We start from the raw sequence: 25,714 nt of genomic DNA, 5'->3' as shown, positions 1-25,714 counted from the left end.
CTTTTCGGTTAACCCTGGGGGGCCGGGGCGGGAGCGTTCTGGGCGGTCTGCGCGGCCTTCTGGAGCGTGGCCTCGTTTTCCTGGGTCGCCAGCCATTGTTCGAATTCGGCCTTCGGCACGGCCTTCACGACGATCGGCATGAAGCCGTGGTCCTGGCCGCACAGCTCGGCGCACTGGCCACGGTAGACACCGGGCTCCTTGATCTTGGTCCAGGCCGCGTTGGCGATGCCCGGGATCGCATCCATCTTCCAGCCCAGTGCCGGCACCCACCAGGAGTGGATGACGTCGCCACCGACGATGATGAAGCGAATCTTGACCCCGACCGGCACCACCAGGGGCTTGTCGACGTCGAGCAGGTAGGTGTTGTAGCCGTCGACCTGGATCTTGTCCGGATCGAGGTTGGACTTCAGCTGGCGGGTGCGGTCCGAGGACTCTTCGAGCTTGGATACGAAGCCGACCTTGTCGACCCCCTTACCCTTGTAGTCGACGTAGTCGTAGCGCCACTTCCACTGGTAGCCGGTGATCTTGATGGTCATGTCGGCGCCGGTGGTATCGGCGAACGAGGTCAGGCCACCCGTGGCGAGGTTCGCCAGGAAGATCAGGATGATGACGGGGACGACCGTCCAGACGATTTCCAGCTTGGTGCTGTGCGCCCACTTCTCGGCGACGGCGCCGCGCGACTTCCGGAAGCGGAACATCGCGATGAACATGGCGCCGAAGACAAGGACGCCGATGACCACGCAGACCCACAGGGCAACCATGTGCATCGCATAGGGCGACCACTCGCTCACACCCTTGGTCATGTTCAGCTGGTTGGCAACGGGGTTGGCCCACGCCTCCCCACCGAACAGCGCCATCGCGCCTGCCGCCCACGCTGAAACCGATCGTCCGATGCCGCCAGATGTCATGTCTTGCACCTTTAATGAACCTACCTGCGCGTCTGGGTCGAGACCTCGGCCAGCAGCACCATGAGTTTCCTTGACACCTCGACCCGTTCCTCTTCCCCGAGAAAGGCGCCGATTTCTAGCTCGTTGCCGTGTGACTTGAGCAACAGACGCTGGCGTCCGTCCCCCGGAGCCAGACCCACCCTGACCCAATACGTCTGGAAGCGCCGTACCCGACGACCGGGCACCACCCTCACCTCCAGCGTATCCGGCCCGATGGCGATACGTTCACCCCTGTCGCCGGCCTTCCAGGCCGCGCCAAGCGCGAACCCCACGACGAAGGTTTCGATCAGGGCGAACACGGGAGCGAAGACATTCCCCTGCCACGCGCCGAACGACGCCGTCGCCAGGGCTATCGCCGCCAGACCCATGATCAGTCGACGCAGACCAAGCTTGTCCAGCGCACGGTTGGGCCTGAGCCACAACACGCGCGGCTGACCCGCGACGGTCGGTCGAAGCACGTTCATGGAAAGTCCAGCGTGCCTGGAACCCGAGGGATGATAGGGCGCTGGTCAAGAAGCGGCAAGGTTGGGAAGGGACGTGTTGTCGCAGGCGGCGTGGCGGGGGTGGCCCGAGGTCCCCTACAATGGCCGGTCTCCCCATGTCGCCCACTCCCCCCGTGAACCCATCGATCCTCCGTCCCGAACTCCCGACCGGCGCCGAGCCGGCACGCGCGCGTATCACGGCCGCCTGGCTGCGCGACGAAACCGAGGCCGTCAACGACCTGCTGGCCCAGGCCACGTTGCCGCCGACCGAGCGCGAACACGTCATCGACGTCGCCGCCGGCCTGGTCACGCGCGTCCGCGCGCGGGCCAAGGACCAGAGCGCGGTCGAGTCCTTCATGCGTCAGTACGACCTTTCCTCCGAGGAAGGTGTCCTGCTGATGTGCGTGGCCGAGGCGCTGCTGCGTATCCCCGACAAGGCCACCGCGGACAAGCTCATCCGCGACAAGCTGGGCGAGGCCGACTGGAAGAAGCACCTTGGCCAGAGCGAGTCGCTCTTCGTCAACGCGTCGACCTGGGGCCTGATGCTCACCGGGCACCTGGTGAACCTCGCCGAAGAGACCCGCCACGACTTCAGCTCCGCCCTGCGCCGCCTGGTCGGCCGCGCGGGCGAGCCGGTCGTACGCCTTGCCGTGCGCCAGGCCATGCGCATCATGGGCCACCAGTTCGTCATGGGCCGGACCATCAAGGAAGCGCTGGACCGTTCCGCCGAGAAGGAACACGCGGTGTACCGCTACTCGTACGACATGCTCGGCGAGTCGGCGCTCACCCAGGAAACGGCTGAACGCTACCAGCAGGATTATCGTGACGCGATCAACGCGCTCGGTGCGCGTGGTCCGTTCAAGAACAACCTCGAAGCCCCGTCGATCTCGGTGAAGCTCTCGGCGCTCCATCCGCGCTATGAAGTGGCCAACCGTGCCCGCGCGCGCATCGAGCTCGGTGCCAAGCTGCTCGAACTTTCGCAGCTTGCCTTCAAGAACGGTATCGCGCTTTCCGTCGACGCTGAGGAAACCGACCGCCTCGAGCTGTCGCTCGACATCATCGGTGATGTCTTCGAGCACCCGTCGCTGGAAGGCTGGAACGGCCTCGGTATCGTGATCCAGGCGTACCAGAAGCGCGCGCCCTTCGTCATCGACTGGGTGACCGAGAAGGCCCGCGCCACCGGTCGCCGCTGGTTCGTGCGCCTGGTCAAGGGCGCCTACTGGGACGCCGAGATCAAGCGTTCGCAGGAAAACGGCCTGACGGGTTATCCGGTGTATACGCGCAAGCCGAACACCGACGTTTCCTATCTCGCCTGCGCGCGCCGGCTCTTCGCGGCCGGTGGCGATGCGGTCTATCCGCAGTTCGCCACGCACAACGCGCACACGATCGCCGCGATCAACCACCTGGCCCAGGGTCGTCCGTACGAGAACCAGCGCCTGCACGGCATGGGTGCGGATCTGTATGCCGAGGTGATCGGCAAGGACAAGCTCAACGTACCCTGCCGCGTCTACGCGCCGGTCGGTACGCATGAAGACCTCCTGCCCTACCTCGTGCGTCGCCTGCTCGAGAACGGCGCCAACACCAGTTTCGTCAACCGCGTGGTCGACGAGAGCGTGCCTGTGCGCGACCTCGTCGCCGATCCGTGCGAGACGGTGCGCGCCTTCGCTTCCATTCCCCATCCCCGCATCCCCCTGCCGGTCAATCTGTACGGTGAACTTCGGAAGAACTCCATGGGCATGAACTTCGCTAACGACAACGAGCTCCACGAGCTCGCCGACGCCGTCAACCGTCACAGTGGTCCGTGGACCGCCGCCCCGCTGGTCGCCGGTGGCGCCACGGCCGGCACCAAGGTCGAAGTGACCGATCCGTCGGACCGTCGCCGCATCGTCGGCACGGTCGAGAACACCGATCCGGCCCTCGTCGATCGCGCCCTGTCCGCCGCGGTAAAGGCCCAGCCTGCGTGGGACCGCCTGCCGGCCGCCAGCCGCGCCGCGATCCTCGAGCACGCTGCCGAACAGCTCGAGCACAACCGCGCCGAGTTCATCGCGCTGTGCGTGCGCGAAGCCGGCAAGAGCCTGCCCGATGCCATCGCCGAGATCCGCGAGGCCGCCGACTTCCTGCGTTACTACGCGACCATGGCGCGCCGCCTGTTCGGCCAGCCGGAACAGCTGCCCGGCCCCACGGGCGAGAGCAACCAGCTGTTCCTCAACGGCCGTGGTGTGTTCGTCTGCATCAGCCCGTGGAACTTCCCGCTGGCGATCTTCCTCGGCCAGGTCGCCGCGGCGCTCGCTGCCGGTAACGCCGTCATCGCGAAGCCGGCCGAGCAGACCGCACTGATCGGCTACGCCGCGGTCAAGCTGCTGCACGCCGCCGGCGTGCCGACCGACGTCCTGCAGTACATGCCGGGCGATGGCGCCACCGTCGGTGCCGCGCTCACCCGCGACCCGCGCGTGGCCGGCGTGGCCTTCACCGGCTCGACCGATACCGCCTGGGCGATCAACCGTGCACTGGCCGCACGTAACGCGCCGATCGCCGCGCTGATCGCCGAGACCGGCGGCCAGAACGCGATGATCGCCGACTCGTCGGCCCTGCCGGAGCAGATCGTCAAGGACGTGATCGCCTCGGCCTTCCAGTCCGCTGGCCAGCGCTGCTCGGCAGCCCGCGTGCTGTTCGTGCAGGAAGACATCGCCGACAAGGTCACCGCGATGCTCGCCGGCGCCATGGCCGAGCTGAAGATCGGCGACCCCGGCCTGCTCTCGACCGATGTCGGCCCGGTGATCGACAACGACGCGCTGCAGATCCTCGTCGATCATGCCGCGCGCATGGACAAGGAAGCGAAGAAGATCGGCGAAGTTCCGCTCAACGACGCCACCGCCAACGGTACGTTCTTCGGCCCGCGCGCCTACGAGATCCCGTCGCTCGACGTACTCACCCGCGAGGTGTTCGGCCCGGTGCTGCACGTGATCCGCTGGAAGGGCTCGGAACTGGACAAGGTGGTCGAGCAGATCAACGGCACCGGCTTCGGCCTCACGCTGGGCATCCACAGCCGCATCGACGACACGATCGACTACATCCAGAGCCGCGCCCGTGTCGGCAACTGCTACGTCAACCGCAACCAGATCGGCGCGGTGGTCGGCGTGCAGCCGTTCGGCGGCGAAGGCCTCTCTGGCACTGGCCCGAAGGCCGGCGGCCCGCACTACCTGCTCCGCTTCGCCGGCGAGCGCACGCTCACGATCAACACCACGGCGGCCGGCGGCAATGCGTCGCTGCTGACGATYGGCGAGTAAATCCGCCGTTGGTGCGATGAAAGCCGCGCATCGAAGGATGCGCGGCTTTTTTCTTGCTGGAGACTTATCCGAACCTGCGGTCTTGCTCTAAGATCCTGCGGATATCCAGGGCAGGAACACCACCCATGAGCCATGAAGCCATCATCAGCGATGCCGTGCGTCGCGACGTCGCCCGGCACGCTGAAGCGTTCGCCAGCGCGCGTCCCTTCCGCCACCTCGTCATCGACGATTTCCTGCAGCCGGCCGTCATCGAGCAACTACGGCAGGAGTTTCCGGCCTTCGAGCGCGGCAACTTCATCGGCGATGACGGACGTCCGGGCGGAAAGTCGACCGTCGACAGCATGCCGCAACTCGGTCCGGCTTACCGACAGCTGGATGACGTCATCCAGTCACCGGCGTTCCTCGCTTACCTCGGACAGGTCACGGGCATCGACGGACTCCTGTACGACCCGTTCTACCTGGGTGGCGGCACGCACGAAAACCGGAACGGGCAGCCGCTCCGACCGCACATCGATTTCAACTACCACCCCAGTGAGCGCTGGCACCGACGCCTGAATCTCATCGTGTATCTGAATCCCGAATGGGACGATCGCTGGGGCGGACTGCTCGATCTTTACCGCGACCCGTATGCCGACCCGAAACCATCGGCACGCATCGCGCCGCTGCTCAATCGCTGCGTCATCTTCGAGACGACCGAAACGAGCTGGCATGGCTTCGACGCAATCACCTTCCCCCCCGATCGCCCTGGGCTTTCGCGAAAGTCGATCGCGCTCTATTTCTACACTAGGGAACGGCCCGTCGAGGAAACCGCGCCCCGTCATACGACGCACTACGTGAACCGGCAATTGCCGGAGCACATGACCGCAGGACACGCGCTGACCGACGCCGACGTGGCCGTCCTGCGCGAACTGATCGCCTCGCGAGATGGGCAGATGAAGATGCTCTATGAAGAAAACAGCAAGCTGCTTCAGGCCCAGGACAAGGGCTTCGGCGGCCACGTGCTGTACCTGATGAAGCGCCTCTACATGCGTTACCGCCGTAGCGCGACGAAGCTGGGCTGAGCCGCGCCTACAACGAAAGTTATATTGCGGAAGGAGGCCGTTTCGTTGCTTYCTGTCAGGACATCGCGCCGGCCGGAACCCGGCGCCCATCCATCCTGGAGGGCCGCGACATGATGTTGCAGATGTCCGCTATACCGGCGTCRCCCGCTGTTCGATCCGAACCCGCGCCTGCTTCCGTACACGGCAAGCCGCTTTCCCCACGACCGGCGTGGAACAACGCACGCCTGCAAGCCTTCATGACGACCCAGCGCGACGGCCGCACCGAAGTAGGCGCCCTGGCAACCCAGGCCATGGAGGAATCGTTCCAGGACGCCCCTCCCGGCACGGTGAAAGCCGGTGACATGCTCGAGCTGCGGGAGACGATGGTCGTGGCGGCCAACGCCGATGTGATCATCGAGCCGACCGATCACGGCTGTGTGGTGACCGGCACGCGGGGAAAGAACAACGAGTGCCGACTGATCTTTCGCCATGCCTATTGCCACGTGCGTTGCGACATCCGTATCCCCAACGGCGCGGCGGATGCCCGCATCACATACCTCAGATCGCCCAGTGAGCGATCGCCATGCCTCGGCGAACTTCACTCGTTCAATATCTGCCAGCCTTTGCTCAGGATGCGCAGCGACGCCGGAGGGTTCTCGATGACACTCGACTACCATGCCGACCCGCTCAACGAAGTGCAGGGCATCCTCTGGCGCGGCGGCCTGCTGCAGATTTCGCGAATCCACCTGACGCCGTGACGAAGAAGGGCGGCCCTGAGGCCGCCCTTCTTCGTTGTCGCCAGACCCGCGGGGCTTACTTCAGCCCGCGATCCTTGAGCATCGGCTCGATGCTCGGATCCTTGCCGCGGAAATCGCGGTAGAGCTTGCCGAGCTCCTCGGTGTTACCGCGCGAGAGGATCTTGTCGCGGAAGATCTGCCCGTTCTCACGAGTCAGGCCACCGTGCTCCTTGAACCACTCGAACGCATCGGAATCGAGCATCTGCGTCCACAGGTAGGCGTAGTAACCGGCGGCGTAGCCGTTACCCCAGATATGCTGGAAATAGCTCGAGCGGTAACGCGGGGGTACCTGGGCGAGCGTGAAGCCGGCCTTCTTCAGCGCATTCGTTTCAAAGGCATCGACGTCCTGCTTCGGTGCACCCGGCGCGATCATGTGCCACTGCATATCGAGCAACGCGGCCGAGATGAGCTCGCTCATCGCGTAGCCCTGGTTGAAGCTCTTCGCCTTCTTGATCTTGCCAACCAGTTCTTCCGGCATCGGCGCACCAGTCTGGTAATGCTTGGCGTAGTTGGCGAAGACCTTCGGATCGGAGGCCCACTGCTCGTTGAACTGTGACGGGAATTCCACGAAGTCGCGCGCCGTGTTGGTGCCGGACAGCGACGGATACTGCGAGGCGGCGAACATGCCGTGCAAGGCGTGGCCGAATTCATGGAACATCGTGGTGACGTCGTCGAACGAGAGCAGGGCCGGTTGGCCGGCGGCCGGCTTGGTGAAGTTGGCGACGTTGTAGACCACCGGCTTGAGGCCGAACAGCTTCGACTGGTCGACGAAGTTGCTCATCCACGCGCCGCCGTTCTTGTTATCGCGCTTGAAGTAGTCGCAATAGAACAGCGCCATGGACGTGCCGTCCTTGTCGAACACCTCGAACACGCGCACGTCCGGCTGGTACACCGGGATGTCCTTGCGCTCCTTGAAGGTCAGCCCGTACAGCTGGTTGGCCGCATAGAAGACACCGTTCTGCAGGACGTTATCCAGCTCGAAATACGGCTTGATCTGCGCCTCGTCGAGGTCGTACTTGGCCTTGCGGACCTTCTCGGCGTAATGGTCCCAGTCCCATGCCTGGACCTGGAAGCCACCCTTCTCCTGGTCGATCACCTGCTGGATGTCCTTCGACTCCGCTGTGGCGCGGGCGACGGCAGCGGGCGCGAGGCGTTCCATGAATTTCTCGGCGGCGGCCGGCGTCTTCGCCATCTGGTCGTCGAGTTTCCAGGCGGCGTAGTTCGGGAAGCCAAGCAGCTTCGCGCGGTCGGCGCGAACCTGTGCGATGCGCGTGATGATCTCGCGCGTGTCGTTGGCGTCGCCGTGCTCGGCCCGGTCGAACGAGGCCTTGAACAGCTTCTCGCGGGTGTCGCGGTCGTTCATGCCCTGCAGCGCGGGCTGCTGCGTGGTGTTCTGCAGCGTGACGACATACTTGCCATCGAGCTTGCGATCCTTCGCCGCCGCGCTGGCGGCTTCGACGTCGGCGTCGGACATGCCATCGAGCAATTTCTTGTCGTCGACCACCAGGGCACCGGCCTTGGTCGCGGCGAGCAGCACGTTGGTGAACTTGGTGCTGAGGGTCGACTCTTCCTTGTTGAGGTCCTTCAGCTTGGTCTTGTCGGCCTCGGACAGCTTGGCGCCCGCATGGACGAAGTCGTCGTAGGTCACCTGGAGCAGGCGTGCGGATTCCGGATCGAGCTTGAGCGAATCGCGCTTGTCGTGGAGGGCTTCCACGCGCTTGAACAACTTGTCATTGAGGTAAATCGCATCGCTGTGCGCGGCGAGCTTCGGCGATTCGTCCTCGTCGACCTTCTGCAGCGTGTCGTTCGTGTTGGCGCCGGTAAGCGCGCTGAACACGTTCTCGGCGCGCTTGAGCAGGACGCCCGACTTCTCGAGGGCGACGATGGTGTTGTCGAAGGTCGGCTCGTCCGTCGCGTTCGCAATGGCCTCGACCTCGGCCAGCTGCTGCTTCATGCCCTCTTCGATCGCCGGCTGGAAGTCGGCATCCACGATCTTGTCGAACGGCGGCGCCTGGAACGGCAGCTCGCTCGCTGTCAGCAGCGGATTCACGTGCGACGCGGGGACGGCGGCAGACGCTGCCGCGGTCGCGGTCGCCGCCGGCGCGGGCGCGGTGCTGGCCGGCGCGGGGTCGGCAGCCTTTCCGGCGTCGTTCGACGACGAGCAGGCGGCAGTGAGGGAGATCGAGGTGGCGATCACGAGGCTACGGACCTTCAGCATGGGCAACAATCCCTGACGGTGGGCAAAGCATCGACTCTAGTGGCGCAAGGCCACCGAGGACAACCGCCATCAGTCAGGGGATGGAAACGGATCAGCGGGTGTCGCGCAACTCCCAGCTCGAACCGATCAACAGGTTCAGCCGATGCTTGACGAGACGCATCGGCAGGCTCGTGGTGAGCTGCACATCGGTGCGATCGTTGGAAAGCTCACCCTTCGCCGACGCGCTTGCGTCGGTCACGCCCAGGCTCGGATCGACCTCGTCCGGCTCCGGCTGCTTGGCGCGCCAGCGCTGGAACAGGCCGTCGCTGCGCATGGCCTCGGCGATGTCGGCGGCCAGTTTTTCCGGACCGATGCCTTCGAAGGAAAGCTCGGGGTCCGGGCCCCGGGCCTTGCTCATGTCTTTTACGGAGAGGAAGTAGGTCGTCATGGGGTCTTAGTTAAGCCGGTCGACGTGAATTTGCCGTCAGCCGAGCAGGTCGAGGTCGAGCAGGAGTGCCGCATCGCGTGGTGCCACGCGATGCGGGAGCACGCCGAGACAGGGTGCGGGCAACAGGTCGCGCAACGTGGCGATGTTCTCCTCCCGCAGCGGCATGTCCGATTCGATGACGTTGGCGATCCACCCGGCGAGCACGCAGCCGTCCGCTTCGATGGCACGCGCCGTCAACCGTGCATGGCTGATGCAGCCAAGGCGAATACCGACCACGAGGATCACCGGGAGGTTCCAGCGACGCGGGATATCTTCGGTGGACATGCCTTCGGCCAACGGCACCATCCAGCCGCCGACGCCCTCGACGATGACGCGGTCGTAGTCACGGACGAGGGCGGCGAAGCCCGCGTCGAGCGGTGGCCATGCGATGGGCTGCCGCGCGCGGGCCGCGGCCAGATGGGGCGCGACCGCCTCCTCCAGCGCGATCGGGTTGACCGACTCGTAAGGTGGCGTGGGCGAACTGGCGGCCTGCAGGTCGAGGGCATCCTGGTTGCGCAGCCCCTCCGGCTGCCGGGCCGAGCCACTGGCCACCGGCTTCATGCCGACGACGCGTTGACCGGTCTCGCGGAACGCGTAGACGAGGGTCTGTGCGCCGTGCGTCTTGCCGATGCCGGTGTCGGTACCGGCCACGAAGAAGTGTCGTGACATGGGGCCTGGAGCCTTGCGGGAGCGGGGACGTGGCACCATACACGGTCCCAGATACCGAATTCACCGGATAACGTCATGTTCGAAGCCAAGGCCATCGCCACCGACGACAAAGCCACCCTGTACGCGGAGCTGGTCGAACAAGCCCGGGGGCTGCTCGCCGGCGAACCGGACATGATCGCCAATGCGGCGAACTTCGCCGCCCTGGTGTTCGATGCCGTGCCCGACATCAACTGGGCCGGCTTCTACCTGTTCGACGGCAAGGAACTGGTCGTCGGCCCGTTCCAGGGCAAGCCGGCCTGCATTCGTATCGCTATCGGGCGTGGCGTGTGTGGCACGGCCGCGCAGACGCGCGAGACACAGCTGATCCGGGATGTGCACGAGTTCGAAGGCCACATCGCCTGCGACGCGGCGTCCAATTCGGAAATCGTGGTGCCGTTGGTCAAGGCCGACGGCAGCCTGCTCGGCGTGTGGGACGTGGACAGTCCGTCCGTCGCGCGCTTCGACGACGAAGACCGCAAGGGGATGGAAGCGCTCTGCCGCGTGTTCATGGCGACCCTGGCCTGAGCCAGGGCGTCCGAACCGCTGCGGAGCGGGTCAGAGCTCGTGCGGGCGCGGTGTTGCCAGTAGTTCCATGACCCGTGCGCGGGCTTCTTCGACGCCCGTCTTGGCGCTCGAGGAAAACACCTGCGCGGTGCCCGGCACGTTGTTGTCGCGGAAATGCTTGCGCATCGCATCCAGCGCCTTCTGGGCCTGGCTGCGCGAAATCTTGTCGGCCTTGGTCAGCAGCACATGGCAGGGCAGCTGGGTGTCGGCGCAGAACTGGAGCATCGTCGCGTCGAACTCTTTCAGCTCGTGCCGGATATCCACGATCAAGACGATGCCGCGGAGGCTGCGGCGCATCTTCAGGTACGCGTCGATCTCGCCGCGCCAATGCTTGCGCATGGCTTCGGGGACTTTCGCGTAGCCATAACCGGGAAGGTCGACAAGCCGGCAGTCGAGCGGCTCGGCGCCCTCGGTTTTCAGCCGCGGCAGATCGAACACGACCATCAACTGGGTGCGTCCCGGTGTCTTGGACGTGCGCGCCAGGGCGTTATGGCCCGTCAAGGCGTTGAGCGCGCTCGACTTGCCGGCGTTGGAGCGCCCGGCGAACGCCACCTCGGCACCCTCGTCGAAGGGCAGCTGGACGATTTCGTGGGCGGCCAGGACGAAGGTGGCGCCGTTCAACGGATTGGAAGACATGGGGGGATAGCCCGCCGGGCGGGAAAAACAATGGTCGGGCAGTGTATGCGATACCACGCCCGGTCGCGCGCTGGTGCGGTTTGACCCGGCTCTCCCGGGCCCCTCATAATCTTTTGGTTGCGGCGCGTGGGGAAGCGCGCCCGATCCGGAAGCATCCCCCCTTGGAGAGACTTATGAAGTTTCGGCACGCCGCCGCTGCCATCACCGCGATGCTCGTCATGAATGTAGCTGTGGCCCAGACCGCAGCACCTGCCAAACCGGCCTCCGCGCCGGCGGCAGCGACCACCGCGGCGAAGCCAGGGGCGAATCCGGCGACCGATCCGGCCACACCGGGCATGCCGAAGGCCGAGACGGCCACCGTGGCGCCGAGCGCCCCCGGCGCCGACGCGACGGCCGCGGTCAAGCCGGGCGACGCCACGGCAGGCCAGGGCAAGGCCGCCGCCTGCGGCGCGTGCCACGGCATGGACGGCAATTCGACCGACGCCCAGAATCCGCGCCTCGCCGGCCAGAGCGAGCAGTACATCGTCCGCCAGCTCACCGACTTCAAGGCAGGCAAGCGCCAGAACCCGATCATGATGGGCATGGCCGCGCCACTGACGCCGCAGGACATGCACGACATCGGCGCGTACTTCGCCAAGCAGAAGCCGCTGCCCGGCGTCGCCGACAAGGCGCTTGTCGATCAGGGCCAAACGCTTTATCGCGAAGGCGATACCGCACGCGGCATTCCCGCGTGCATGGCTTGCCATGGGCCGGACGGCCGCGGCAATCCCGGCGCCATGTACCCGCAGCTGACCAGCCAGCACGCCAAGTACGTCGAGGCCACACTGAAGTCCTGGCACGACGGCACGGCCTGGGGCGACGACGCGCACGCGAAGATCATGCCGTCCATCGCGCAGAAACTTGACGACAAAGACATCGCCGCGCTGGCCAGCTACATCGAAGGCCTGCACACGAACGATGCGGCGGACGCACCCGCGACGCGCTGATGGCGTTAAAGTTGGAAGATCGAACGGGCCCCTTCGGGCCCGTTCTCGTTTAGAAGGTTAGAAAAGGAATCCCCGATGCGTCTGCGCCTTCCCCTGCTCTGCACCGCCCTGATCGCCCTGGCCGCCTGCGGCTCCGGCAACAACGATACCGCCGCGACCACCCCGACTCCCCCGCCTGCCGCCACCGCGGCCGCCCCCGCCGCGACCGCGCCTGCACCGGCCTCGACCGCCGCCACCGCCTCACCCGCCGCTGCCGGTACCGCTGCTGCCGTGGCCGCTCCGGTCGCCGCCCCGGCAACCGATGCCGACGACGCCAACCGCCCGGCACCGAAGCCCTTCGTCGATGACGGCAAATGGGTCGAGGGCAAGAACTACTTCCGTATCGACCCCGCGCAGCCGACCAGCTCGCCGGGCAAGATCGAAGTCACCGAGGTGTTCTCCTACGGCTGCCCGTTCTGCTACCAGTTCAACGGCCTGGTCGACCAGCTGGCTAAGGACCTGCCCCGTGGCGCGGTCATGACTTATACGCCCGCCTCGTTCCGACCGGATGAGAACTGGCCGCTGCTGCAGCGCGCTTTCCTCACCGCCCAGGCCCTCGGCGTGGAGAAGCAGGGCCACGACGCCATGTTCGACGCGGTGAACAAGGGTTCGCTCAGCATCATGGACAGCAGCGGCGATCGCCGGAAGCCGCAGTCCGCCTGGCCGACCATCGACGATGTGGCCAAGGTCTACGCGAAGTACGGCGTCAAGGCAGAGGACTTCGTCGCCACCGCCAATTCCTTCACGATCAACACGAAGATGAAGCGCGCCGATGAACTCGTGCGTGCTTACGAGGTCGATGGCACACCGGCGATCATCGTCAATGGCAAGTACCGCCTGTCGCCTGCCAGCGCCGGTGGCTATCCGCAGGCCGTCGAGCTCACGCAGTGGCTCGTCAGCAAGGAAGCCGCGGGTAAGTAACCGCGTTCTCGACCCCTCCCGGAGATTTTCATGCTCAAGCGCCTCTCGTTCCTGTTCGTCGGCCTGACCCTGGCCACCGCCTGCTCGGCCGGTGGCGCCGATCCGGCGACCGCCACGGCGGCCACCTACACCGCCGACCAGTACGCCACCGTCGCCACGCCCGTGCGCCTGGATCCGAAGGACGGCAAGGTCGAAGTCGTCGAAGTGTTCTCGTACGGCTGCATCCACTGCGCGCACTACGAGGCGCAGGTCGAGGACCTGCAGAAGAAGCTGCCCAAGGGCGTGGTGTTCCACGCCATCCCGGCTGCCTTCAACGATGCGTGGCTGCCGTACGCACAGTCCTACTACGCCGCGCAGAAGCTCGGCGTACTGCCGAAGACGCATGCGGCACTGTTCAAGGCCATCCATGAGGAGCATTACCCGCTGCGCACGCTCGACGAGCTCGGCGACTGGTATGCAAAGACGGCCGGCGTGGACAAGGCCAAGTTCCTCGCCGTCGCCGACAGCAAGGAAACGCACGACCGCATCATCGCCGACACCAAGCTGATCCAGGCCTGGGGCGTGGACGGCACGCCGTCGATCATCGTCAACGGCAAATACCGCCCCGCGCAGTTCAAGGACTTCGACGAGCTCAACGGCATGACGCTGTTCCTCGTGGATAAGGAACTCAAGGGCGGCAAGTAAGCCCCTGGGCCGATACCGATGCCCCCCGTTCACACGGCGGGGGGCATCCTCGGCAGTCACGGCCCGACGTGGTACCCATCGCGAAACACCATGACCCGCTCTCCGCCGAATCCCTCTCCCGCTCCCGAGCGCACCCTGCGCCTGCTGAGCTGCAACATCCTCGCCGGTGCCAGCGTCCAGCGCTACAGCGATTACGTCACGCGTAGCGTCAACGCCGTCCTACCCGGCCGATCGAAGCTGGCCAATCTCGATTCGCTGGCTGAGCTTCTCCATGAATTCGATGTCGTCGGCCTGCAGGAAGCGGATGCGGGAAGCCTGCGTTCCGGATTCCTCAACCAGACGCGCTACATCGCCGAAGCGGCAGGCATGCCCTTCTGGAGCCACCAGCCGAACCGGCCGATGGCGCGCGTTGCGCATTCGGCAAACGGCCTGCTCAGCCGCATCGAGCCCAGCGAAGTCATCGATTACCCGCTGCCGGGCCGGATCAAAGGTCGTGGCGCGCTCTTCGTGAAATTTGGCGAAGGCACCGACGCGCTAGTGATCGTCGTCGCCCACCTGTCGCTCGGCGCGGCGGCACGCCTGGGCCAACTCGCCTTCATCGCCGAGTTGCTGGCACCCTATCCGCACGCCGTGCTGATGGGCGATCTCAATACCGAGCCGACCAGTCCCGAGATGCGCGTGCTGTTCGACAAGACGGCGCTGCAGATGCCGACCGTGCACACGCTCACCTTCCCGAGCTGGAAACCGCGTCGCGCGCTCGATCACATCCTGACCTCGGCGGACATCAAGCTCGATCGCACGTGGACATTACCCCGCGCCTTCTCGGATCATCTGCCGCTTGCCGCCGAAATCCGCCTGCCTCTCGCCCTCGCCGAGGCGGCCGGCGCATCCCGACCAAGGTAGCCCGTTACATGAAACCGAGCCTGCGCGCCGCCCTGCCCTGGGCCATCATCGTCCTCGCCGCCCTCGGAGCGACGTGGGTTCGCTACGGCTTTGTCGAACCCTCAGAGATGGCTCATGCCTGCGATGGTGCCAGCGGCCCGTGGTGGTGTGGAACCCGCACGCTCGTCGTGCAGGGATTTCTCAGCTACGGCTATGGCTATGCGGCCGTACTGATCGCGCTCGTCGCGCTGTTCTGGCGTAACACGGCCGCCGCCGTGCTTGCCGCCTGCGCCGGCGTCATCGCGCTGCAGCTGTACTGCTACGAGGGCGGCGCACTGGCGCTGCTGATCGGCGTACTGCGGCTGGTTCGCGTGCAGTACGACCGGCAGCAGGTCGCCGTCACCGACTGACGGGGTTTACTCGCGCCTCGCCCGGTACCACGCCAGCAATACGGGCAAGGCCAGTGCGAGGTTGAGCAGCATCCAGCCCCAGGAGACGGCGTTCGCACCCAGCTCCTGCACCACGACCGCGACGCCGAGGCCGACGATCCAGATGCCGAGCAGCCGTTCCTCGACCATCGGCATGAGGACGTCCTCGCGCGTGCGCAGGATGGCGAGCAGCAGGAAGCCGACGCATGGCAAGGCGAAGAGGCCGATCGGGAAATCGCGGTATCGGCCGTTGAACACCATCAGGATGCCGTAGAGCGCCAGCACGAACATCCAGAAGAACCGTTGCGGCGTGAAGGCATCCGACCAGTCGATGCCCAGACGACGGCGCTCGACCGGTCGCGGCGCGATCGCCGCGGGATTCACCGGCGAAGCCAGACGCGATGCGATGGCGCGCGACAGCGACAGCGCGGTCAGTAGTGCCAGGACCGCGATGATCGTGCCCGTGGCCCATTCGACGTCGTTGCGGGCGGTAAAAAGCAGAAGGCGCGCATGCGCCGCCAGCGCCGTGCCCGTGGCGAACCCCGCGAGCATCAGTGCGAGCCAGCCCGATGCGCCGTGCCAGCGTCGGCGGAACGCACCGACGATGAGGAACAGCAGCGCGCCGATACCGCCGGCGCCGATCGCCCAGGCCCAGCGCGGCTCTTCGACGATGGGGCCCTGCATGGCGAACTTGGGCTTGGCATCAACATCGAAAATGCCCCAGTACCCGCCCACGGTCCCCTCGAGGTCGCGCTTCCACGGCTGGTCGAACGCCTCGATGACGTTGTACGGCATGTCGACGGTGGCGGCGTAGTTGAGGAACTCGCGCATGTAACGCGCTTCGTTGACCAGGCTCGCGCTCGCATCGCGTCGCGTACGGCCCTGACTCGGCCAGCCGGTTTCACCGATCATGATCGACTTGCCGGGGAATTCCTTCTTCATGGCCTGGTACACATCGGCCACGTGGTGCACGGCGTCGGCGGGCGCCACGGGTTCGTCCTCCCAATACGGAAGGATGTGGATCGTGATGTAGTCGGTGTCCTTGGCCAGCTCCGGATGCTTCTTCCAGAACTCCCAGACATCGGCATAGGTCACCGGCACATCCGTCGCCGCGTTCACACGCGCGATGTACGCGCCCAACGCCTTGGGCGACAGCTCGCCGCGCAGCAGCACTTCGTTGCCGACAACGATGCCGCGGAGCGTGTCGTGATCGCGCCGGGCAGCGCTCAGGGCAAGCTTGATCTGTTCTTCGTTCGCGACCGGATCGCGGCCCAGCCACACACCCATCAGGACTTTCATGCCGTAGCGCCCGGCGATATCCGGCACGGCTTCGAGGCCCTGGTTCATCGCATAGGTGCGCACGCAGTCGAATCGCGTGGACAAGGCTTTGAGATCCTCCTCAACGCGTTCGCGCGACACGAAGGCGTGCGGGTCCATCGGGTTCTCGCCCTTGAGCCGGAACGGCGCATAGGAAACGCAGGCAATACGCGTCGTCGGCGAGTCCGGGAGCGGGATCGGGCGACCGAGCGTCCACCAGTAACCGGCACCGAACAGGGCGGCGGCAACGAGGAGGATCCATGCGAGCGGGCGCGCAAGGCGCGCGTAGGGCGTGAGGGGCGGCATCCCGCTAGCTTAACGGGCCCACGGCGTGAGGGCGATTCCGGGGCGGGGCGACCGTTCATCCGAAGTGCGCACCGCCTTCCCTTACAATCGGGCGATAAGTCCTAAGTAAAGGAAGACCCGATGGCATCCGCCCCGGCAGCACGACGCGTCGATCGCTCCCTTCGCCTGCTTGGCGGACTCGTCCTCGCGGTCTGCAGCCTGACCGCCGCGTTCTCCGCTTCGGCCAGCGGTACGGACGCCGAGCGGGCCCGGTTTCGCCAGGCCTACGCCGCGGCCCAGCAAGGGGGTGACGGATGGCGGGCGCAGGCGACGGGCCTGGAGGGCTACGTGCTGTTCCCTTACCTGGAAGCGGCCTCGCTGGAGCACGACCTGCGCACGCTCGATCGCGCCCCTGTCGAGGCTTACCTGGCCCGCTATCCCGGGCTGATTCCTGCTGCCGACCTGCGCAAGGACTACCTCGGCGAACTCGCCCGCCGCAAGGACTGGGCCACGTTCAGTGCGATGTACCAGCCCGGCCTGGGCGATGCGCTGACCTGCTTCGCCCTGCAGGCGAAGCTGTCGCGCGGCGAGCCCCTGGTCTTCGAGCGTGACCTTGCCGACCTGTGGAAAAAGGCCAGCCTGCCCAATGCCTGTGACCCGGTGCTCTCCGCCGCCCACGACCAGGGCCTGCTGACGCCCGAGCGTGTCTGGACACGCATCCAGGCCGCCGCCGATGCCGGCAAGGGTGGCACCGTGGCCGCCCTGGCCCCGTGGCTGCCCGCCGATGATGCCATCGTCGCCCAGCGTATCGCGCAGGCCCTCAACGATCCGGCGACAGCACTGCGCGATGCGGCGAACTGGCCCGACACGCCGCGCCACCGACAGGCCGTGACGCTCGCCTTGCAGCGCATGGCACGTAAGCAGTCGACGGTCGCCGATGGCGCGTGGAGTTCGCTGTCCTCGCATTTCACCCTGAGTGAGCAACAGCGCGGTGCGATCGAAAACGCGCTGGCGTTGTTTCACGCGACGGACTTTGATGAGTCCGCCCTGGACCGCCTCGCCGGCTTGCCGCCGGGCGCGCAGACCGACGCCACGCGGGAGTGGCGCGTGCGCGTGGCGCTGGCACGGCAGGACTGGACGGCGGCTCTCGCCGCGCTGGATGCCTTGGGAGAAGCCCAGAAAGACGACGGCGAATGGCGTTACTTCCGCGCACTGGTGCTCGGCAAGCTCGGCCGGCAGGGCGAAGCGAAGGCGCTGTACCAGTCGGTGTCCCAGGAAGCGACGTACTTCGGTTTCCTTGCCGCCGATCGCATCGATTCGGCTTACGCCATCTGCCCGTCGACCATGGCGACCGACGAACGCCGCGAGGCCGCCCTGCTCGCCGACCCCGGTCTCGATCGTGCCTTCGAGCTGTATGCGGTGGGCCTGCAGAAGCAGGGCCGTCGCGAATGGACAGCCGCGCTGGCCGGGCGCGACGCCGATACCCAGCGTCTCGCCGCCGATCTCGCCTTCCGCAAGGGTTGGTACGACCGCGCGGTCTTCGGCTTGTCGTCGGGCGACGCACTGCGCCTTTACGAACAGCGTTTTCCGCTGGCCCGCCAGGACGGCGTGGTCGAGCAGGCCAGCCAGGCCGGCATCGAAGCACCCTGGGCCTACGCGATCATTCGCGCCGAAAGCGCCTGGATGACGGATGCCCGTTCCGGCGCGGATGCGCGTGGGCTCATGCAGCTGCTTCCCGGCACGGCCTCGCTCGTGGCCAAGCGCAATGGACTCACCTGGTCCGGCGGCGACAGCCTGTACGACCCGGCCACCAACATCGTGCTGGGTACGCGCTATCTCTCGCAGATGGCCGAGCGTTACAACGGCGCCCCCTGGCTGGCCAGCGCGGCGTACAACGCCGGCCCGAACAAGGTCGACCAGTGGCTGACTGCCCGCGGCACGCTGGACCCGGACCTGTTCGTCGTCAGCATCCCCTATAAGGAAACGCGCGAGTACGTCGCCCGCGTGATGGCGTTCGCTGTGATCTACGACTGGCGCCTCACCGGCAACGCACTGCCGATCAGTTCGCGGATGACCCGGATCGGCAGCACCTATGCGCTGCCCTCGTCAGGCGCCCTGCGCAAGCCGGTCACCTGCCCGGCACCCGCGGCGGCCGCCGCCCGAAGCGGACGTGACACCGCTCCCGCGGCGCCTGCCGCCCTGCAGCCGGCACCGGCCGCAGCGTCGTCGGCGCCCGCCTCACCGGATGCCCAGCCATGAAACCCCAGCGGATCGTCTTGCTCGGCGCCACCGGTTTCGTCGGTGGCGCGCTCGTGCCGCGACTCGCGGCGGATGGGCACGAACTGATCCTGCTTTCGCGAAATCGCCAGGGCCGCCGTCATAGCGTCGTCGGCCGCAACGTCACCGTCGCCAGCGCCGATGTCTACGACGCTGCCACCCTACGCCGCCACGTGGCCGGCGCGGACGCCGTGATCAACCTCGTCGGCATCCTCAACGAAAGTGGCCGCCATACGTTCGAACGCGCCCATGTGGGCCTGACGCGCCTGCTCGTCGAGGCCTGTCGTGACACCGGCGTCCATCGGTTTCACCAGATGAGTTCGCTGAAAGCCGGCCAGGGCCTGTCGTCCTACCTGCGTACGCGCGGTGAAGCCGAAGCACTGGTGAAGGCCTCCACGCTCGACTGGACCATCTACCAACCGAGCACGATCTTCGGACCGAACGATGGCCTGGTCTCCCGCTTCGACAAACTCATGGCGATCGCGCCGGTGATACCGCTGCCCCGTCCCAACGCGAAGATCGCACCGGTCTACGTGGGCGACGTGGTCGAGGCCATGGCGCGTGCGGTCGCCGATCCGGCCATCTCGGTACTGCGTACCTTCGAACTCTACGGCCGCGAGACCGTGTCGTTGATCGACGTGGTACGGGCCATTCGCGATGCACGCGGCCGTCGTCGCTGGGTCGTTCCGATGCCTGATGCGCTGGGCCGGTTACAAGCGCAGCTCGCCCAGTTCGCGCCGGGCAAGCCGTTCACACCGGACAACTTCCGCACGCTGCGCACCGATTCGGTCGGCAAGGTCGATGGCCTCGCCCAGTTGGGTATCGTGCCGCAGTCGTTTTCCGCGTGGCTGCCCCGCCTCCTCGGCAAACCCGTTCGCCAGCGCCGCTTGGACGACGCGCGCGCGCGTCACCACCACTGACCTCCGCATGGATATCTATCTCGTCGGCGGCGCTGTCCGCGACAAGCTCCTGGGCCGCCCTGTCGTCGATCGCGATTGGGTGGTCGTGGGCGCTACGCCCGAGGAGATGCTGTCCACCGGTTACAAGGCCGTCGGCAAGGACTTTCCCGTTTTCCTCCACGGCGACACCAAGGAGGAATACGCGCTCGCGCGCACCGAACGCAAGACCGGGCGCGGCTACCACGGCTTCGCCTTCCACGCCGACCCTGGCGTCACGGTGGAACAGGATCTCGAGCGGCGCGACCTGACGATCAATGCGATCGCGCAGCACGAAGACGGCCGCCTGGTCGATCCCTTCGGCGGCGTCGCCGATATCGCCTCGCGCACGCTCCGTCACGTGTCCGCTGCCTTCGTCGAGGACCCGGTCCGCCTGCTTCGCGTGGCGCGTTTCGCGGCCCGCTATGCGCCGCTCGGTTTCCGTGTGGCCGACGAAACCATGGCGCTGATGCGCCGCATGGTCGACGACGGCGAAATCGATCATCTGGTGCCGGAGCGTGTCTGGGCAGAGACGCGCAAGGCATTGGCCGAACCTTCGCCCTCGGTCTTCCTCCGCGTGCTTCGCGAGAGCGGCGCACTGCGTGTGCTGTTTCCCGAAGTGGATGCGCTGTACGGCGTACCGCAGCGGCCCGAGTTTCATCCCGAAGTGGACACGGGCATTCACGTCGAGCTGGTGCTCGACGCCGCCGCGCGGCTGGCACCGGGCGACGCACTGGTCGGCTGGTGCGCACTCACCCACGACCTGGGCAAGGCCCTGACGCCGGCCGATGTGCTGCCTCGCCACATCATGCATGAGCAACGTGGTATCGAGCCTGTGCGCGCGATCTCGGCACGACTGAAAGTACCGGTCGAGTACGCGTCGATGGCCGAGCTCGTCTGCAAGCACCATCTCAATGCGCACATGGCCTTCGAACTGAAGCCAACGACAATCCTGCGCCTGCTCGATGCGCTCGGCGCACTACGCCGACCCGAGCGCCTGGAAACCTTTTTGCTGGCCTGCATGGCGGACAAGCAGGGCCGACTGGGCAGTGAGGATGCGCCGTACCCGCAGGCAGCGTTTCTTCGCGACTGCCGTAAGGCGGCGGCTGCGATCACGTCGCAGCCGTTTGTCGATCAGGGGTTGCATGGGCAGGCGATTGGCGAGGCGATGAAGAAGGCGCAGGCCCAGGCGATTGCGGCTGTGCCAAAGCCTGCCTGATCCGGGGCCCGCTTTGTGTAGGAGCCGATTCATCGGCGATCGGGTGCTCGCGGCGACCCGGCCCGCTGCCGCGGGATCGCCGATGCATCGGCTCCTACCAAGAGCGCGGGTTTACAGGCGTGAGCCCTGGTCCGCGGCGAGGATGCCTTCGGGCAGGGCCGAGGCTTCGATGCCCTTGGCGAACAGCATCACCTGGAAGCGCTCGCCCATCTGCTCGGGCAAGGTCAGCTTCTTCACTTCCTGGGCGAGCCGGTAGCGCGCGGCTTCGTCGGTGAGCATCAGGTAGTCGTTCTCGAAGAACTCCTGCATGCCTGCGGCCAGCAGGAACGGTGCCTGTGGCATGTACGCCGCGACGCCGAAACCGGCGTTGTTGCCCGCTTCGGCGAGACCCGTGAAGTCCACCGAGGCCGTGAGGTCCTGCAGACCGGGCAGGTAGAACGCGTCGCCGTGCATGCGATGGCGATAGAACGCACGCAAGGTGCCGTCCGTACGCTCCGGCAGATAGAACTCGTTGCGGGTGTAGCCGTAGTCGGCGAACAACATCGCGCCACGCCGGAGCGAACCCGCGACCGCCTGCATCCAGTACGGCAACTGCGGGAGAATCTCGGTGCGATAGCCGTTCTCGAAATCACGACCGAGATCGCGCTCGACGTGACGCACGGCGCCGCTGACCAGCGCATCGGCAGGCCGGTCCGTGCGATGAAAGCGACCGTCGCCGTCCAGGACCACGTACTCCTCGTAGACCTCGCCATCGCGTACCGTGAAGCGCGTGGTCGGCAGCGCGTCGATCACTTCGTTGGCGAAGAGCACACCGTCCCAGTCCTGCTCCGGCGGGCCGTCGAGCCACACCGCACGGGCGAACAGTTCGGCTGGCAAGGCGGCATGCAGACGCTCGCGCTGACGTTCGCGAAGATCGGCACTGGGCTCGAGGATCATGAAGCGTCGCGGTAAACGACCCGCGGCATCGAGGGCCAGCAAGGCCGCTTCGGCGAAGGCACCGCTGCCGCCGCCCAGTTCGAGGAAGTCGGCGTCGGGGCCCAGGGAGGCAAGTACCGGCTCGAACGCGCGCACCACGCAACGGGCGAAGAGCGTGCCGATCTCCGGCGCGGTGACGAAGTCGCCATCCCCGCCGAACTTGGCCTTGCCCGCGCTGTAATAGCCGAGGCCTGGTGTGTACAGGCAGCGCTCCATGAAGCGCGAGAAAGTCATCGGCCCGTGGGAGGCGATTTCCTCGCGCAGCAGGGCGGAAAGATGATCGGAGTGGGCGCGCTCGTCGGCGCCGGGTTCGGGAAGCTTGGCGTTCATGCCCTCAGGATAACGGATGCCGCGCCCCGGTTCAGGAGCGCGGCATCCCGGGGCCGATCAGAAATCCTGCTGCAACGACAGGAACACGCCACGGCGCGGACCGAACTGCGGCGCGCCGACGCCGATACCGGAGCCGTCACGGATCTCGTAGGTACGGTCCAGCGCGTTGACCAGGGCCAGCTGGGCGTGGGTCTTGCCGATGCTGGTCAGGTCGAAGTCGTGCGCCACGCTGAGGTTGAGCTGGAAGTAGCCCGGTAGCGTATCGCCGTTCGGCACCGCGCCGTCGCGACGCAGGCCCGAACCGAACAGGTAATCCGCGCCGACACGGGTGCCTTCGGAGAAGGCATAGCTGATGCCACCCGAGGAGGTGTACTTCTGGTCGTGATCGAGGTGGATGTAGTTGTTGTAGATGTAGGCGAGATCGTCCGGGTTGAAGTTGTACTGACCCGTGATGATCCGCTTGCCGACCGAGCGGTTGTACGCAAAGTTGAAGTACGCCGTGAGCGCGCCGTCGGTGTAGTTCACCGTCAGCTCGCTGCCCTTGATGCGACCCTGGTCGTAGTTGAAGGTCGAGTAGACCAGCGCCGTACCGAACTGCCCTTCATCCTGGATGCGCGAGACCTTGCGATAGTAGCTGTCGAGGCCCACGGTCCACTTGTCGCCGATCTTCTGCGAAATGCCGATGTCGTAATAGCTCGAGCGTTCGGCCAGAGGGGTATCGTCGCCGTTGTCCGGAAGCGCATTGGTCGTGCCGGCGAATTTCGCGATCGAGGTCGGGCTGATCTGCTCACTAGCCGGCGGCGTGAAGTAACGCGAGTAGCCTGCGTGAATCGTGGTGCTGTCGGTCGCCTGATAAACCAGGCCGAGGCGTGGGCTCAGCTGGCTCTCGGTGCGAAAGGCTTCGTAGCGATCGCCACGCACGCCGTAGTTGACCGTCCACTTGTCGCCAATGCTCCATTCGTCCTGCAGGTACACCGCATAGGTGCGCGCGAGGATGCGGCTGGAGTCCACGATGTTAAGCGGCGTGGTCGAGGTCTGGTTGCCGTCGTCATCGGCCGGGAAGACCATCGCGTCGTTGCTCGACGACGCACGCTCGAAGGAGCCGTACATGCCGTAGCGCAGCGTGTGGTTGTCACCCAACGGCGTGGAGAAATCGGCCTGCAGGGTGCTGGCGCGGTTGGCCCGACGTACGTCCGAAGCGACGCCGTTGAACATCAGGTCGCCGATATCGTCCGGCGTGAAGTCCAGGCTGCTGTAACGCTCGCCGGCCGACACCTGGTAAGCCGTCTCGCCCATCTTGCCCTGAAGGCTGAGGACGCCGAAGCGCGTCTTTTCCTGCTGGCGCTCATTGAGCTGCGCCGAGTCGAAATTGGTCACGTCCAGATAGCCGAACTGCGGCGTCTGGCCCGGATTGTTCGGGATCTCGAAGCGGTTGTTGGTCACGCCGAACATGAAGCTCAGGCGTGTGTCGTTATTGATGAGGTAGGAAACGTCGCCGAACGCTTTCACCTGGTTGGTGTGGTCGTGCACCGCCTTGCGGCTGGCGGTCGGGTTCTCGATGCCAACGTCGTTCTCGAGATAATTGGCCGTGAGGAAGAAGCTCCAGTCGCCCGTCTTGCCGAACAGCGTGGCGTTAGGGTTCAGCGTGCCGAATTGGCCACCGGTGATGCCGACGGTGCCGCCGATGCCGTCTTTGGGGGTACGCGTGGTGATGTCGACGATGGCCGCGGTGCGCTCGCCGTACTGCGCGGGGAGCGCGCCGGTGAGCAGCTTCACGTTGTCGATCATGCGCGCGTCGAGCGTCTGGCCGAAGCCGCCGATGCTTTCCGGGATCAGCACGCCGTTGATGCGGTACTGCAGGTTGGCGTGATCGCCGCGCACATGCAGCTGGCCGTAGGAGTCCTGGACCACGCCCGGCGCCTGCAGGATGACCTGGTTGAGCGGGGTGGAGTCGCCGAGTGGGAGGGCCTGGATCGTCTGGCGATCCATGACGTACTGGCTGCTGCCGGTATCCGGCGAGAGGCTGTTACGCGCCTCGTCGAGCCGGGCGGTGACATCGACCTCGCCAAGGTTCGTGGCCTTCTGCGGGTTGGTGGTGTCAGTGGCGTCGTCCGCGAAGGCGGGGGCGGCGGACAGGGCAAGGGCGATGCAGAGTGCGAGGCGAGCGGGGGTCATCGGGGACTCTTCTGGGGTAGCGATGTTATAACGTATCATAATGAAATCGGAGGATGGGGGAAATCCGCCGGAAGTCACTATCCGCCCGACGGGGTTTCATCGCCCTTTCGCTTCATGGCGGACTCACGCAGGCCACGCGACGATGCTTGCCATCGCATGCCCGGAGAGACCGATGGCCAAAAAGGACCCTACCTCGACCTCGAAAGAGATCGTTCCCGTGTCCGCCGATCGCGGCGAGAGCCCTGTCGCCAAGGCGATCCTCGAGTTCGTCAGCCGCATTCCCGACAGTGAGGTTCCCCGAGTGAAGGGCGACGCTGCCGAGGAATGTCGCCGACTGGCCTCATCCGCCGCGCAGAAGGCCGCCATCACCGCCGGCTCGCTCGCCCTGCCCCCAGGTCCGCTGGGCTGGCTCACCGTGCTGCCCGAACTCGTCGCCATCTGGCGCATCCAGGGCCAGCTGGTCAGCGATATCGCCGCCGCTTACGGCAAGACGCCGAAACTGGGCCGCGAGCAGATGCTCTGGTGCCTGTTCCGCCACACCGCCGCCCAAGCCTTCCGTGATGTCGCCATCCGGGTCGGCGATCGCCTTGTCTTCCGCACCACCGCCACCAGCGTGTTGCAGCGGCTGGCTGGCCGCATCGGCGTCAGCGTCTCCAAGCGCGCCGTCGGCAAGGGCATTTCCCGCTGGCTGCCGGTGGTCGGCGCCCTTGGCGTCGGTGCCTATGCTTACTACGACACGGGGCAGGTGGCGAAGACCGCGATCGACCTGTTCAGCGGCGAGATCCACATCGACGACAATCCCGACGGCAGTGATCCGGACGGCCGCGAGCCCGGCAAGACGTCGCGCGCCCGGAAGGAGTCCGTCACCTCCGACGCGGCGAAAGCCCTTGTAGGAGCCGGCTCCGCCGGCGATCCGCCCACCACGAAGACAGCCGCCCGCAAGACCTCGCCCGCGGCCACACGCAAGCGCGCCACGACCAAGAAAACCGTCGCCCGCAAATCCGCCGCGACCAAGGCAACCAAGGTAGCCAAGCCAGCCACGAAGAAGGCGACCGCCAAGGCGACAAGCAAGGCCACGAAAAAAGTGACCGCCCGTCGGGCGCCCGCGAAGAAAAC

The 25,714-nt window shown here is 66.1% G+C and carries 22 protein-coding genes; 13 read left to right on the top strand and 9 right to left on the bottom strand.

All coding sequences use genetic code 11. The annotated features are described in order from the left end of the window. Positions 1-8: 8 nt before the first annotated feature. Together coxB and AC1DYM_RS10460 are read right to left on the bottom strand one after the other, a co-directional pair. Positions 9-908, bottom strand: a complete 900-nt coding sequence (coxB, locus tag AC1DYM_RS10465) for a cytochrome c oxidase subunit II (protein ID WP_477338016.1) — start codon at positions 906-908, stop codon at positions 9-11. A 20-nt stretch (positions 909-928) separates the two neighbouring features. Further along, positions 929-1,411, bottom strand: a complete 483-nt coding sequence (locus AC1DYM_RS10460; protein ID WP_181016751.1) for a DUF2244 domain-containing protein — start codon at positions 1,409-1,411, stop codon at positions 929-931. 134 nt (positions 1,412-1,545) lie between these two features. Here AC1DYM_RS10460 and putA point away from each other — a divergent pair, with 134 nt between their 5' ends. The 3 genes from putA (at position 1,546) to AC1DYM_RS10445 (ending at position 6,514) form a co-directional block, all read left to right on the top strand. Next, entirely contained in the window at positions 1,546-4,716 is a 3,171-nt protein-coding gene (gene putA / locus AC1DYM_RS10455; protein ID WP_477338014.1) for a bifunctional proline dehydrogenase/L-glutamate gamma-semialdehyde dehydrogenase PutA, read from the top strand. 125 nt (positions 4,717-4,841) lie between these two features. Continuing rightward, a complete protein-coding gene (locus tag AC1DYM_RS10450; protein WP_477338012.1) occupies positions 4,842-5,777 on the top strand; it encodes a 2OG-Fe(II) oxygenase in 936 nt (311 codons plus the stop codon). Between the two features lie 236 nt (positions 5,778-6,013). Next, positions 6,014-6,514, top strand: a complete 501-nt coding sequence (locus AC1DYM_RS10445) for a hypothetical protein (RefSeq protein WP_477338010.1) — start codon at positions 6,014-6,016, stop codon at positions 6,512-6,514. 55 nt (positions 6,515-6,569) lie between these two features. Here AC1DYM_RS10445 and dcp read toward each other — a convergent pair whose 3' ends face one another. The 3 genes from dcp to bioD form a co-directional block, all read right to left on the bottom strand. After that, the gene (gene dcp / locus AC1DYM_RS10440) at positions 6,570-8,771 is read right to left on the bottom strand and encodes a peptidyl-dipeptidase Dcp (RefSeq protein ID WP_477338008.1); all 2,202 of its coding nucleotides are present in this window, start codon (positions 8,769-8,771) and stop codon (positions 6,570-6,572) included. A 91-nt stretch (positions 8,772-8,862) separates the two neighbouring features. Then, positions 8,863-9,198: a hypothetical protein gene (locus tag AC1DYM_RS10435; RefSeq protein WP_477338006.1), complete on the bottom strand. Its 336-nt coding sequence runs from the start codon at positions 9,196-9,198 to the stop codon at positions 8,863-8,865. Positions 9,199-9,234: 36 nt separating this feature from the next. Next, positions 9,235-9,906 carry a dethiobiotin synthase gene (bioD, locus tag AC1DYM_RS10430; RefSeq protein WP_477338004.1) on the bottom strand — a complete coding sequence of 224 codons (672 nt, stop codon included), beginning with the start codon at positions 9,904-9,906 and terminating at the stop codon, positions 9,235-9,237. Positions 9,907-9,981: 75 nt separating this feature from the next. On the opposite strand from bioD, the gene AC1DYM_RS10425 reads away from it, so the two are divergent. After that, positions 9,982-10,470: a GAF domain-containing protein gene (locus AC1DYM_RS10425; protein WP_477338002.1), complete on the top strand. Its 489-nt coding sequence runs from the start codon at positions 9,982-9,984 to the stop codon at positions 10,468-10,470. A gap of 30 nt (positions 10,471-10,500) precedes the next feature. Here the strand turns inward: AC1DYM_RS10425 and yihA are convergent, their stop codons facing one another. Next, positions 10,501-11,145, bottom strand: a complete 645-nt coding sequence (gene yihA, locus AC1DYM_RS10420; RefSeq protein WP_477338000.1) for a ribosome biogenesis GTP-binding protein YihA/YsxC — start codon at positions 11,143-11,145, stop codon at positions 10,501-10,503. Positions 11,146-11,318: 173 nt separating this feature from the next. Between yihA and AC1DYM_RS10415 the strand changes: the two genes are divergently transcribed. The 5 genes from AC1DYM_RS10415 (at position 11,319) to AC1DYM_RS10395 (ending at position 15,067) form a co-directional block, all read left to right on the top strand. After that, positions 11,319-12,131: a c-type cytochrome gene (locus AC1DYM_RS10415; protein WP_477337998.1), complete on the top strand. Its 813-nt coding sequence runs from the start codon at positions 11,319-11,321 to the stop codon at positions 12,129-12,131. Between the two features lie 75 nt (positions 12,132-12,206). Then, a complete protein-coding gene (locus AC1DYM_RS10410) occupies positions 12,207-13,091 on the top strand; it encodes a thiol:disulfide interchange protein DsbA/DsbL (protein ID WP_477337996.1) in 885 nt (294 codons plus the stop codon). A 30-nt stretch (positions 13,092-13,121) separates the two neighbouring features. Continuing rightward, positions 13,122-13,775 carry a thiol:disulfide interchange protein DsbA/DsbL gene (locus AC1DYM_RS10405; RefSeq protein WP_477337994.1) on the top strand — a complete coding sequence of 218 codons (654 nt, stop codon included), beginning with the start codon at positions 13,122-13,124 and terminating at the stop codon, positions 13,773-13,775. 90 nt (positions 13,776-13,865) lie between these two features. Continuing rightward, entirely contained in the window at positions 13,866-14,678 is an 813-nt protein-coding gene (locus AC1DYM_RS10400) for an endonuclease/exonuclease/phosphatase family protein (protein ID WP_477337993.1), read from the top strand. Positions 14,679-14,686: 8 nt separating this feature from the next. After that, positions 14,687-15,067 (top strand): hypothetical protein, encoded by a 381-nt coding sequence (locus AC1DYM_RS10395; RefSeq protein WP_477337991.1) that lies wholly within the window; start codon positions 14,687-14,689, stop codon positions 15,065-15,067. Between the two features lie 6 nt (positions 15,068-15,073). Here AC1DYM_RS10395 and AC1DYM_RS10390 read toward each other — a convergent pair whose 3' ends face one another. Beyond that, positions 15,074-16,708: a glycoside hydrolase family 17 protein gene (locus AC1DYM_RS10390; protein WP_477337989.1), complete on the bottom strand. Its 1,635-nt coding sequence runs from the start codon at positions 16,706-16,708 to the stop codon at positions 15,074-15,076. 120 nt (positions 16,709-16,828) lie between these two features. Between AC1DYM_RS10390 and AC1DYM_RS10385 the strand changes: the two genes are divergently transcribed. The 3 genes from AC1DYM_RS10385 to AC1DYM_RS10375 are packed head-to-tail and all read left to right on the top strand — an operon-like array spanning position 16,829 to position 21,118. After that, entirely contained in the window at positions 16,829-18,946 is a 2,118-nt protein-coding gene (locus AC1DYM_RS10385) for a transglycosylase SLT domain-containing protein (protein ID WP_477337987.1), read from the top strand. Next, positions 18,943-19,884 carry a complex I NDUFA9 subunit family protein gene (locus AC1DYM_RS10380; protein WP_477337985.1) on the top strand — a complete coding sequence of 314 codons (942 nt, stop codon included), beginning with the start codon at positions 18,943-18,945 and terminating at the stop codon, positions 19,882-19,884. The genes AC1DYM_RS10385 and AC1DYM_RS10380 overlap by 4 nt, the downstream gene beginning before the upstream one ends. Before the next feature lie 7 nt (positions 19,885-19,891). Continuing rightward, positions 19,892-21,118, top strand: coding sequence for a multifunctional CCA addition/repair protein (locus AC1DYM_RS10375; protein WP_477337983.1), 1,227 nt, complete (start codon positions 19,892-19,894; stop codon positions 21,116-21,118). A 111-nt stretch (positions 21,119-21,229) separates the two neighbouring features. Here the strand turns inward: AC1DYM_RS10375 and AC1DYM_RS10370 are convergent, their stop codons facing one another. Then, complete coding sequence (locus AC1DYM_RS10370) at positions 21,230-22,423, bottom strand: class I SAM-dependent methyltransferase (RefSeq protein WP_477337981.1); 1,194 nt, start codon at positions 22,421-22,423, stop codon at positions 21,230-21,232. A 57-nt stretch (positions 22,424-22,480) separates the two neighbouring features. Beyond that, on the bottom strand, positions 22,481-24,598 hold the full coding sequence (locus tag AC1DYM_RS10365) for a TonB-dependent receptor (RefSeq protein ID WP_477337979.1): 2,118 nt from the start codon (positions 24,596-24,598) through the stop codon (positions 22,481-22,483). A gap of 172 nt (positions 24,599-24,770) precedes the next feature. Between AC1DYM_RS10365 and AC1DYM_RS10360 the strand changes: the two genes are divergently transcribed. Beyond that, positions 24,771-25,714: hypothetical protein (locus tag AC1DYM_RS10360; protein WP_477337977.1), on the top strand; the 944-nt coding region annotated here is incomplete at its 3' end.

This window comes from Luteibacter sp. P1_D3 (assembly GCF_056406135.1).
Note: the sequence above shows the minus strand (reverse complement) of the source record. Positions and strands in the feature narration are given on the sequence as shown.

What these genes read in the sequence shown, in the direction of transcription:
- AC1DYM_RS10410 (WP_477337996.1), top strand. Translation starts at nt 12,207, where the DNA reads ATGCGTCTGCGCCTTCCCCTGCTCTGCACCGCCCTGATCGCCCTGGCC.
- AC1DYM_RS10385 (WP_477337987.1), top strand. Translation starts at nt 16,829, where the DNA reads ATGGCATCCGCCCCGGCAGCACGACGCGTCGATCGCTCCCTTCGCCTG.
- yihA (WP_477338000.1), bottom strand. Translation starts at nt 11,145, where the DNA reads ATGTCTTCCAATCCGTTGAACGGCGCCACCTTCGTCCTGGCCGCCCAC.
- AC1DYM_RS10390 (WP_477337989.1), bottom strand. Translation starts at nt 16,708, where the DNA reads ATGCCGCCCCTCACGCCCTACGCGCGCCTTGCGCGCCCGCTCGCATGG.
- AC1DYM_RS10415 (WP_477337998.1), top strand. Translation starts at nt 11,319, where the DNA reads ATGAAGTTTCGGCACGCCGCCGCTGCCATCACCGCGATGCTCGTCATG.
- AC1DYM_RS10445 (WP_477338010.1), top strand. Translation starts at nt 6,014, where the DNA reads ATGACGACCCAGCGCGACGGCCGCACCGAAGTAGGCGCCCTGGCAACC.
- AC1DYM_RS10400 (WP_477337993.1), top strand. Translation starts at nt 13,866, where the DNA reads ATGACCCGCTCTCCGCCGAATCCCTCTCCCGCTCCCGAGCGCACCCTG.
- AC1DYM_RS10365 (WP_477337979.1), bottom strand. Translation starts at nt 24,598, where the DNA reads ATGACCCCCGCTCGCCTCGCACTCTGCATCGCCCTTGCCCTGTCCGCC.
- AC1DYM_RS10370 (WP_477337981.1), bottom strand. Translation starts at nt 22,423, where the DNA reads ATGAACGCCAAGCTTCCCGAACCCGGCGCCGACGAGCGCGCCCACTCC.
- AC1DYM_RS10395 (WP_477337991.1), top strand. Translation starts at nt 14,687, where the DNA reads ATGAAACCGAGCCTGCGCGCCGCCCTGCCCTGGGCCATCATCGTCCTC.
- AC1DYM_RS10460 (WP_181016751.1), bottom strand. Translation starts at nt 1,411, where the DNA reads ATGAACGTGCTTCGACCGACCGTCGCGGGTCAGCCGCGCGTGTTGTGG.
- AC1DYM_RS10450 (WP_477338012.1), top strand. Translation starts at nt 4,842, where the DNA reads ATGAGCCATGAAGCCATCATCAGCGATGCCGTGCGTCGCGACGTCGCC.
- coxB (WP_477338016.1), bottom strand. Translation starts at nt 908, where the DNA reads ATGACATCTGGCGGCATCGGACGATCGGTTTCAGCGTGGGCGGCAGGC.
- dcp (WP_477338008.1), bottom strand. Translation starts at nt 8,771, where the DNA reads ATGCTGAAGGTCCGTAGCCTCGTGATCGCCACCTCGATCTCCCTCACT.
- AC1DYM_RS10380 (WP_477337985.1), top strand. Translation starts at nt 18,943, where the DNA reads ATGAAACCCCAGCGGATCGTCTTGCTCGGCGCCACCGGTTTCGTCGGT.
- AC1DYM_RS10375 (WP_477337983.1), top strand. Translation starts at nt 19,892, where the DNA reads ATGGATATCTATCTCGTCGGCGGCGCTGTCCGCGACAAGCTCCTGGGC.
- bioD (WP_477338004.1), bottom strand. Translation starts at nt 9,906, where the DNA reads ATGTCACGACACTTCTTCGTGGCCGGTACCGACACCGGCATCGGCAAG.
- AC1DYM_RS10425 (WP_477338002.1), top strand. Translation starts at nt 9,982, where the DNA reads ATGTTCGAAGCCAAGGCCATCGCCACCGACGACAAAGCCACCCTGTAC.
- AC1DYM_RS10435 (WP_477338006.1), bottom strand. Translation starts at nt 9,198, where the DNA reads ATGACGACCTACTTCCTCTCCGTAAAAGACATGAGCAAGGCCCGGGGC.
- AC1DYM_RS10405 (WP_477337994.1), top strand. Translation starts at nt 13,122, where the DNA reads ATGCTCAAGCGCCTCTCGTTCCTGTTCGTCGGCCTGACCCTGGCCACC.